Source organism: Xenorhabdus khoisanae (assembly GCF_001037465.1).
GTDB lineage: Bacteria > Pseudomonadota > Gammaproteobacteria > Enterobacterales > Enterobacteriaceae > Xenorhabdus > Xenorhabdus khoisanae.
Window position 1 is genome coordinate 1 of sequence record NZ_LFCV01000016.1, and the last position, 9,077, is coordinate 9,077.

Below are 9,077 nucleotides of genomic sequence, written 5' to 3' on the forward strand. Positions count from 1 at the left end.
ATTTAATCATCCACCTTATATCTTGATAAAACTTCATTTAAATTCTTTATTCTTTTTTTAGAAGGGCTTAACGTCATAAAACTCACAGAGAAAAACCCAATAAAAATCATAAAAATTATTACAAGAAAAAAAGAATATCCTTGTGGGTTTTTATTATCAAAATAAGATGCCATTAAAAATATCAAAACCATAGCAGTGAAAAATATACCGCCCATCATTAACTCAAAAACTCTACCTACTTTATAATAAAAATCGGTTTTAATAATTGGATGCTCAAAATCAAATAACACATAAAAATTTAATTTTTTAATGTCACGTATGTAATCAGCTCTAACACCATTGCGATCGAGTTTTGAAATTATATTTCTTAATTTTGGTGATCTCGTTTTTGTTATCTTAAACATCACTTCAGATGTTATAATATCTTCTATGTGTTTTTTGTTCTCATCGCCTATAACATTAGAATATTCATTAAGATAATATTTATTCCTTGAGATTCTTCTATTGCTAAATAAAGTAACACCTTTATAAATTAGGCGAATTACTATTCCAACACCAGAAAAAAATGCTCCACTCAATGCTAATACTCCTGCGTAATTGTGAACTAAATAATCAAAGAAATCTTTCATTTTCTCCCTCATTTTGCTAATAAAATAAACAAGTAAAGATAATATGAATACAATACGTTGTCCCCCACCTTAAACCAATAATGGAATACAGATCAAAAATAGGATTGATGTTATGTTGTTAGCTGATGCGGCTACGTATTGTGTTAATCCAGCTTCATATATACTTCTTAAACATCGTAGTTGTGATAAACACCGCTATACACAGCACTATCGCCGCCGGCAACAATATCATCGCAGGATACATCACACTTGGCCACGATAAATACAACACACAGGGAATGGAGCAGGCCGGTTTAATTCCCCGCTTGGCATGATGATAGACAAAACTCGACTCATACCCCGCACCATAACGCCGTAAATCCCGCCGTCCCAGCCCGTCAACCAGTGCGACTAAAACCACCATCACAAACAGCGGGACGGATAACAGCAGGATCGCTATCCGGATCAACGTCACCATCGTAATAAACACCGTGGCCAGCCCATATTTCTGCAAATAGACTGATACCTCCTGTAATACAGCATTGAATTCACGCATAAAATCATTGCCGTTATTGAGTGGATATTGCCGCTGCCCCTGTATCCAATGCATAAAACCACTGTCCACAAACAGCCATTGATACGCCTGTACCAGCCAGTCAGAGACAGTTTGTGAAGGTTCGGATAGCAGCAAGCTCTGGGTAAATTCCGTGGATAAAAATTGCAGTTCGGTATTCATCATTGTCTGGCTGTGAGAGGCGCCTTCATCCTGCCAAAGAAAGGTCATCCCAAGATACTCCAGTAACAGGCTGAATAGCCAGGACATCACAATAAACCCAGCGATTTGCCACGGCCATTCCCATAGCACACGATACAGCAGGCCATGCTTGCGCGGTGGTTGAGTGGATTGACGGGAAGCCGGTTCTGACTGTGCCATTATGCTTTCTCTTCCCACCAGGCTTCACGGGTACGGTAATGCCGTCGCATCTGTTCGGCGATTTTCTGCAAACTCGCTGGCATCAGGGCATCGTCGTCATCCCCGGTAGGCAAGGGCATCCGAATTTTCCACAACTGCCCGCCTTCCAATAGAGCGAATGCCTGTCCTTTCGGCAGGTTAATCATTTCGGCAGGTGTGACCAGCGGCGTTTTGACCGTACCGACCCTGTCCTGTGTGGAGGAGGTAAAATCCTGTCCCTGTTCGACATCCGCAATATCCGAATGCCCCGAAACCAGGGTCTTACTGTAGATTTCCACTTCAGGCAGCTGGCTGGTGAGCAGCTCTGCCGTCCGGTTCTCCCGCACCCGCAGCATAATCAGGGTATTGAAGTTACCGATCACCTGCGCGGTTTTAGCCGGGCTGCCGATACGGGCTTCGATATCTGAGGAAGTCTGGGTATAGGCCGTGACCTGCATACCGGCGCCACCACCTTTATTGATCAACGGGATAAATTCATCGCCCATCAGCTCATTGAATTCGTCACAATGCAGGTTAATCGCCAGCTTGCCGTCATGGCGCACCGGCAAGCCCGCATTCATGCCGTATTTATAAATCTGCCCCGCCACACTGACCAAATCGGCAAACATACTGTTACCGACTGCCGAAGCCACATCACTGTCCGACAGTGCATCCAGCCCGATATAGACAATACCGTTCTTGCGGATCACCTGTTCCCAATCGAAAATGGGGCGTAAATCCGACATATTGAGATAATCCGGTGAGAGCAGCTCAGCAATTTTGCCGGTGGTCAGCTTTTCCAGCAGGGGTAATAAGGAAGCCACAATTTTATCAAAATAGGTACGGTCATAACGCACAGCGGAACGCAGCCCGTCCAGAATCGGATCGTAAAGCTGCTTACCGGCTTCTGAACTCAGCGTAACTTCCATCGCCCAGAGCCTGAGCGCATCCGGCTGCCCCTGCATATTGCGCGGAATATCCTTTTCTTTCAGTTTGCCAAGGGACTGGCTGATTTGTGCCAGCAGTGCGGGTTGTCGCTCTGCCAGTATTTTCGTGGCATAGAGCTGATACAGTTCGCTGATATTATTGACGTAACGCGTAATCAAGGTGTAATCCGGCCGATGACCCAATGCGACTAACGCGCGAGCCACAATATTAACAAATCGCCAGGCAAATTCCCGAAACGCGGCGCTATTGCCTTCACCACTGAGCTGCCCCGCCAGACGGGAAGCAACTTCTGAGACCCGGCCAAACCGTCCGACCGCGTTATAACGTGCCGAAATTTCCGGCCAGCCCAAATGAAAGAGGGAAAGTTCATTGCCACGACCTGCCCGGTGGGCTTCTGCCCAGATGCGTCTTAGTAAATCAGCATCCCCTTTTGGATCAAAGACAATCACCACCTCGCCCCGCCGGATATCCTGGGTTATCAGCAATTCGGCCAGCCGGGTTTTTCCCACACGGGTGGTGCCCATCACCAGCGTATGCCCGACCCGCTCACGCAGATCCATAAACACCTCGGCTTCCTGTGGCTCAATGCCGTGGATCATGGGATTGCCGCCAACCGGTGGCAAAGGGCGTACCGGATTAAGTGGCGAATCTTTGCGTAACAGGGCCGACAATTTCGGCCAACGGTATTCCGTTCGGCGCTCCAGTAAACGGCCAAGCTGATAAAGCTGGGACGATTGCACAAATCGCTCAACTTCCGGTCGCCGTGTATCCTGCAAACGTTGGACGTGCTTTTGCTGCCAGCGAAATCCCTTGCCCAAAAACAGGCGCTGATGGCTGACAGGGATCTGTTTTGTACTCATCTGATAACGCGGCAAACGGCGCAGGTTTCTGCGATAGCGGAGTACCTGAATGCCCTGCCATGTACGTATCATCGCCAATACCGCAAAACCGCCTGCCATCACATAACTGACTGACGGTGCCAATGCAATGGCCCAGGGTGCCCTGATACAAACAAAAGCGGCAACGGCTGAGACCATCGCGGTATTCAATTCTACCGCTGGGCGGAGCAGGGCTTCGACAACGTAACGGCGGCTCATGGTAATGACGACTGAGAGAGCGCAGTTTCGGTGATCAACACCGGATAATGTCGCAGTTGCAAACGGCGAGCCAATTCCGAACCGGAAGCCGGTGATAACGAAACATCCGGTGCTAATGCGCGCAGTGACTGTAAGCCTGCCATTTCACTGACATTGACGACCAAACCCACGGCGTGCAATTGCGCAAGCCGGGCTGCATGCTGACTTAACCACTGACGCGAATCAGCGTCATCACCAATCAAAAACAATGCCCCAATGCCCGGCAGTTGCAGTGGTCGGCTTGCGACTTTTCCCGGTGTCAATTCTGGTGTTTTCACCGGTAACATGGCAGCTTCACCGGCCTGCTCGGGTGAAGAATGCTGTAGCGGCAAAGTGATATCATCTGACTGAGCATGAATACCTGCATAAAAGGGTGCAGCCTCTTTGCCGCCTAAATCCGCAATCACGTTCAGTTCAGCCTGACAGGCACTGATCCATAACAGACTGATAATGGGGAATATGCTCAGCCGTTTCATTGTAATGACGTAATGTGCCATCCCTGTTCCCCTTGCCGCAACAATACCGGCATCAGCCCCTTGCCAAACCGAAACCAGTACCCCGCATCATGATTCAGCGTGATTTGCCGGTGACGTACCCGCTCAACAGGGATATGATGATTTTTGGCCCACTGCCGTAATGTGTCGTCATTACCCTGACTGTCAACCAGATAGATATCGACAGGCTGGTTAGCCGCCAGGACTTCGGTCAAACGGGTTTCACACGGCGGACAATCTTTGATTCTGACAAACAACGCCAGACGGCCACTTGTCTCGCGTGATGTTGTCATATTGACTGGCAACACATCCGGAAACAGCCGCTGCCACGCCGCATCCACTTCACGCTGGAAACGCAGCTCTTTCTCTGTACGGGCGAACTCCACCCTGACCCACTGTTCAGCATAACGGCTACGTTCGGCATCACTGTCGGTTTCAATGCCTAATGTGGTCAGTGGATCAAGCCCTGGGGACTGGATACCCCGAGGCCCATTCATCAGTTGCTGATAACGCTGGTATTCATCCGCACTTAACGTCCACTGTTCAGCCTGACTTTTCAGGGATTGCTGTTGGTTTTCCCTAAATTGCGTCTGCTGCGAAGCTAAGGGTGCCGATGTTGCCGCCCAGCTGCTCAGCAACAACCCTGCCCATAGACCGATTCGGTTCAATATCATGAAACGCCTTCCTGCTGTGATGGTTTAGCCGGAATCGGTAACTGATAGCCCTGCCGCAAATGGTGACACACCATACGCTGTACCTCATCCACGTCCAGTTGCCAGGCTGGGCCTGCTATCACCTGCAACGCCGTTCGCAACCGGACAGGGCCTAACTGATAGTGCACAGACGGCAACGGCTGACGATATAAGATGTCATTCTCCTTTTCAGGCGCACATAACGAATAGCCCGATTGACGCAGCACGTAACGCATGGCATCAGCCACGGTGGGTTTTAGAGAAACAGGAATAGGGCTATCAACCAGTTGGGAAAGCGGGTCACGCTGTGCCTCTGTTGGGTCGGTGCTGACCAGCAAATAGCGACCATAACGAACAACTTCTGACGTTTGTTGATAAATATCCGGTGAAACAGGCTGAATGTTACGTGTCAGCGTAACGGAAGGAAAAGTTTCTTTTGAGGGTTGAGATTGCGGTGGTTTTACGGGAGCCGTGCATCCGGTCACTATGACCGCTATCAGACTAACTAACGCGTTTATTTTCATCCCAAATAGGTTCCTTGCTCAGTCATAAAATAATCCTGACTATGCCGGGAACCTTGTGGTTTATTCAATGAACAACTCAACTGTGTTTGCTGAAAATAAAAAATGCTGTAATAGAAAATAACGGATAAATCCTAAAGCGGTATTATCGTATTCAGAGTCATGGGTTATAGCGGAACATTATTCAGCAACCGATTTGCGTATTTTTCGCTCAAGCAAATTACCATTGCGATCAAAATAGCGGCTGGGCCAGATTTCAGACGGCGCTATTTCCAACGTGTTTGCAATAATATATTCGCCTTTCGGCCACGGACGGGACAGTGCATTTGCCAGTGTGGAAGAACTTAATCCTGATTCGCGGGATAATTTGGCGAGTGTGGTACCACGTTTACGCAAGGCAGCAATAATATCCGCTGGGTGCCAGTCTTGTTGAGTGTAAGTCATACCTGCTTCCCCTTCTGTTGATTATTGGTGGTAGTTCAGACAGGGTTTGCAATACCGGGAGTAACCGTCCGGCGAGGCCGAAGCCTCCCCTGCCTGAACCGCCATTGAAGGTGCGATAGCAGGCACACTGGCAGAAAATTTCTACCAGTGGGTTACTCTTAACAGGGTTGCAAATCCCCGACTATCGGATTTTGCCGATAGCGTTTTCACTTTAACCGATTGTGTTATCGAATTCAATAATCGAACATGTAAGTTTAACAAGTAAATTAGGCAGTTAAGATAATTATTTTAGATCATTATGCTGCCATATCAGTAAAGTATCATTAATTACACTGTCCTGATAATTCCAAATAACGAACAGAAAAATAAATATCTGTCAATAGTCGCTAGCATACTGTAAATCGGGATCAAAAAAGGCTCCTGAAGGAGCCTTTTTCGAAAAATATTCTTCACACTCCGACCGTCACGATGAGTAGGGGCGGGTGCTTACACAAGTAGAGTTTCCTCTGGCTACAGATTATACATCACTCAATAAAATGGGTCAACGTGTGTTCTTGCACCGTATATATCTAAATAAAACAACGGTATACTACACCAAATTCACACAGGACATAGTAACACAATGACTATTGAAGCAATTACTAAATCGCTATCCGCTTCTAGATTTGCCACCTATCAGTCTCCTATCCTTGGTGGAACATCTTCTGAACAGTGTCTGGGCATTTATCTGTGGAACAAACAGCTGGCCAGTGTTTTCTTACCTGCGTTGCAGGTCATTGAGATTTCACTACGTAACGCCATCTATCAATCTTATATCCAGTATGAAGAAAAACGTATTGAGCACAAGTTTGCCAGCCATGTCTGGGAAGAAAAAAAGTCCAAAATAGATCGTAGTTGGTTCGTTACGGCTTTCACACAACAGAATAACCCAGGTGCTTATAAAGGCATCCAAGCAGCACTAAAACAATTAGATCAAGAAAAAAAGCCGCATACACCTGAAAATATTATCGCCAAACTGACATTTGGTTTTTGGGTATCGATGGTAAGGAATGAGTTTGACGTTCAGAAAAAACCTTACTTAGTTCTTTGGCCACATTTGAGAGGTTTGGTTTTCCCTGAAGCCTTGAATACGCAAACAGGCCGGCCATTATCAATTAACAGTATTGGCAATGAGCTAAAGGAAATTAATAAAATTCGCAACCGACTTTCTCACCATGAACCATTATGGCGTGATCAAAGAGCTTATCAAATTGAAGATATCATCAACAAAGTTATTGAGCACTATGAACGTTGTTTAAAGGTAATCTATTGGATAAACCCTTCAAATATGAAACTACTGGATATTATCGAAAATAATCAAAAAATGGCAGAATTATGCAGTATCCATGCACTCTGGAAAAATAAACAACTTCCTATTGGCATACCCTCCTTACCAATCAATAAAGAATGGGGAAAAGCCATAATTTTAGACTCTTCTCATATTGGTGAAATTATTCATATTGCTGATAATCATATATTAATAAAAAGCAAAAAAGATAGAGTCATATTTTTTGGAAAAAAAGAAGAGCTTCAAGGTGGAATTGATACATACCAAGAACATGATTTAGTGAAATATTATCCTGAATCAAGTACCGCACGTTACCCCAATGCCAAAAAGATCATAAAAATGTAAATCATGACTCCAACCTTTTAATTTGAAGTTACCGACTTTGTGAAAACACGAATTATAATTATCGGATCTTATACGTAATAAAAAAACCATACCCCGAAGTCGGTTTTCTCCTGTAGAGGTGCATGCTTAAACTGAAAAAATCAATTTCATTTATAATGAAAAATTGGTCATGTATTCAATTTGTTGATTGACCTTAAACATAATATTCTCTTTCGATAAAAGTCCCGATGACTTTGTCATGCATATCCGGTGATTTTGAATAACCCAATGTTTTCCGATTTAGTCGCTTAATACGGTTTCGTAGGGTAAGGTTTTCGCGTTCGATATGCTGTGTGAAACTTTTCCCTATAAGATGCTTATTGGTGGGTAACAAATTGTAAGCCTTGAAATTATCGGTACACCAAAAAGCAATATTAAATGAAGATAATTTTTTGAGCAATTTCTTTAAGGTCTTTTTGCTTCATCTGCCGAAAGCATGCGCGATAATACGCTTCAGACGAGGCTCCCAAGCATACCATAACCAACGTTGTTGCTTTTTATTTCCGACAAATGACCACATCTCATCGACTTCACAGATGAGCTGAACTTCCACATGCTCCAGCGGAAGTGGGGTTACACATCGTGGGAATAATTTTTTAAAACTCGAACGACGGCATTTTTTCCATATCGTTATTTGTACAAAGGGATAAAATTCGCTCTATTATTCGTTGTTTTTTGTTTGGTTAGAATTGCGCAGCATACGAAAAGGAGATAAAAAAAGGGTGTGTGCAAGAAAGAAACATTAAAAAATCCCGGGCTAACTAACGTTTCTGAACAAATTTTATTGGCGCGTTCAAGCACTTACGTCCCCACTCTGTTGCAGGTATTGGATTAGACCCTATCATAATGCACTTTCCACGCATATCCCACTTAAGCATCTTTTCCCTTAGTCTTTGTGGATAGTCAGTGTAAAGACACACTATATTTGCCCATGGATCACAAGCAATCACATCATCCCGGAAAGTTTCATTAGATAGCCCGTTTAGGCATGTAATTCTGTTTGGATTTGGAGCCTGAGATAAGTTAAAAACACAAAATTCATGATCTACTCCTCCTAGTTTATCACAGCCGAAAATCCAAACAGTGCTGATCTGATCCATATTAAGAGCAATATTTACAGCAAATTCAGTATATTCCCCACAATTGCCAGCACGTTCCTCGGGACGCGTATCCAATTGATCATAAAAGTCAAAACCTCTCGTTCTCTGTATTCTAAGGGATTCATTAGCTTTTATAGCTTGCTCATAGCGATGCGTTTTTTTGAACTCAGTAGCATTGCCATAGCTAAACGAATAAACTTTGTTGTCTGATTTTTTTCCATACCGAAAATGGTTTCTCGCATCATTGTTTATGGTATTAGCTTGAGTTATTGTGATCATAAGATTGCCTTCTTAGTTATCTAGGGAGTCTATTGAATTAACAAAGAGATCGCGCATCTGTGCTATTAACGATATAAATTTATATTTATATTTATATTTATTTATAATAGCCTTTCTTTTCTAAAAAATGGGTTATATTCCCATCGCTGCGGTAAATTTCAGTTTAACTATTAGGGGGCTGGTTGTGCAAGG

Annotated in this window: 9 protein-coding genes and 1 pseudogene; 1 reads left to right on the forward strand and 9 read right to left on the reverse strand. The window is 44.5% G+C overall.

Annotated elements, in window-relative coordinates; translation table 11 throughout:
- Positions 1-2 precede the first annotated feature (2 nt).
- From AB204_RS02965 to AB204_RS02995, 7 genes are all read right to left on the reverse strand, one after another.
- A complete protein-coding gene (locus tag AB204_RS02965; RefSeq protein WP_047961897.1) occupies positions 3-629 on the reverse strand; it encodes a hypothetical protein in 627 nt (208 codons plus the stop codon).
- A 154-nt stretch (positions 630-783) separates the two neighbouring features.
- Complete coding sequence (locus AB204_RS02970) at positions 784-1,542, reverse strand: TIGR03747 family integrating conjugative element membrane protein (RefSeq protein WP_047961898.1); 759 nt, start codon at positions 1,540-1,542, stop codon at positions 784-786.
- The gene (gene traD, locus AB204_RS02975; RefSeq protein WP_047961899.1) at positions 1,542-3,605 is read right to left on the reverse strand and encodes a type IV conjugative transfer system coupling protein TraD; all 2,064 of its coding nucleotides are present in this window, start codon (positions 3,603-3,605) and stop codon (positions 1,542-1,544) included. Before traD ends, AB204_RS02970 begins: the two co-directional genes overlap by 1 nt.
- On the reverse strand, positions 3,602-4,141 hold the full coding sequence (locus tag AB204_RS02980) for an integrating conjugative element protein (RefSeq protein WP_047961900.1): 540 nt from the start codon (positions 4,139-4,141) through the stop codon (positions 3,602-3,604). The genes traD and AB204_RS02980 overlap by 4 nt, the downstream gene beginning before the upstream one ends.
- On the reverse strand, positions 4,117-4,812 hold the full coding sequence (locus tag AB204_RS02985) for a TIGR03759 family integrating conjugative element protein (RefSeq protein ID WP_047961901.1): 696 nt from the start codon (positions 4,810-4,812) through the stop codon (positions 4,117-4,119). Before AB204_RS02985 ends, AB204_RS02980 begins: the two co-directional genes overlap by 25 nt.
- On the reverse strand, positions 4,809-5,354 hold the full coding sequence (gene pilL2, locus AB204_RS02990) for a PFGI-1 class ICE element type IV pilus protein PilL2 (protein WP_047961902.1): 546 nt from the start codon (positions 5,352-5,354) through the stop codon (positions 4,809-4,811). The genes AB204_RS02985 and pilL2 overlap by 4 nt, the downstream gene beginning before the upstream one ends.
- A gap of 177 nt (positions 5,355-5,531) precedes the next feature.
- Complete coding sequence (locus tag AB204_RS02995) at positions 5,532-5,795, reverse strand: helix-turn-helix domain-containing protein (RefSeq protein ID WP_047961903.1); 264 nt, start codon at positions 5,793-5,795, stop codon at positions 5,532-5,534.
- Between the two features lie 622 nt (positions 5,796-6,417).
- Here AB204_RS02995 and AB204_RS03000 point away from each other — a divergent pair.
- A complete protein-coding gene (locus AB204_RS03000; protein WP_047961904.1) occupies positions 6,418-7,467 on the forward strand; it encodes an Abi family protein in 1,050 nt (349 codons plus the stop codon).
- Positions 7,468-7,660: 193 nt separating this feature from the next.
- Here the strand turns inward: AB204_RS03000 and AB204_RS03005 are convergent.
- Positions 7,661-8,110 (reverse strand): annotated as a pseudogene (locus AB204_RS03005) (IS1 family transposase); the annotation flags it as partial.
- Between the two features lie 157 nt (positions 8,111-8,267).
- Positions 8,268-8,885, reverse strand: coding sequence for a hypothetical protein (locus AB204_RS03010; protein ID WP_047961905.1), 618 nt, complete (start codon positions 8,883-8,885; stop codon positions 8,268-8,270).
- Positions 8,886-9,077 lie beyond the last annotated feature (192 nt).

Excerpts from the sequence above, each read along its gene's own strand:
- pilL2 (WP_047961902.1), bottom strand. The coding sequence starts at position 5,354 with ATGAAAATAAACGCGTTAGTTAGTCTGATAGCGGTCATAGTGACCGGA.
- AB204_RS03010 (WP_047961905.1), bottom strand. The coding sequence starts at position 8,885 with ATGATCACAATAACTCAAGCTAATACCATAAACAATGATGCGAGAAAC.
- AB204_RS02970 (WP_047961898.1), bottom strand. The coding sequence starts at position 1,542 with ATGGCACAGTCAGAACCGGCTTCCCGTCAATCCACTCAACCACCGCGC.
- traD (WP_047961899.1), bottom strand. The coding sequence starts at position 3,605 with ATGAGCCGCCGTTACGTTGTCGAAGCCCTGCTCCGCCCAGCGGTAGAA.
- AB204_RS02985 (WP_047961901.1), bottom strand. The coding sequence starts at position 4,812 with ATGATATTGAACCGAATCGGTCTATGGGCAGGGTTGTTGCTGAGCAGC.
- AB204_RS02980 (WP_047961900.1), bottom strand. The coding sequence starts at position 4,141 with ATGGCACATTACGTCATTACAATGAAACGGCTGAGCATATTCCCCATT.
- AB204_RS02965 (WP_047961897.1), bottom strand. The coding sequence starts at position 629 with ATGAAAGATTTCTTTGATTATTTAGTTCACAATTACGCAGGAGTATTA.
- AB204_RS03000 (WP_047961904.1), top strand. The coding sequence starts at position 6,418 with ATGACTATTGAAGCAATTACTAAATCGCTATCCGCTTCTAGATTTGCC.
- AB204_RS02995 (WP_047961903.1), bottom strand. The coding sequence starts at position 5,795 with ATGACTTACACTCAACAAGACTGGCACCCAGCGGATATTATTGCTGCC.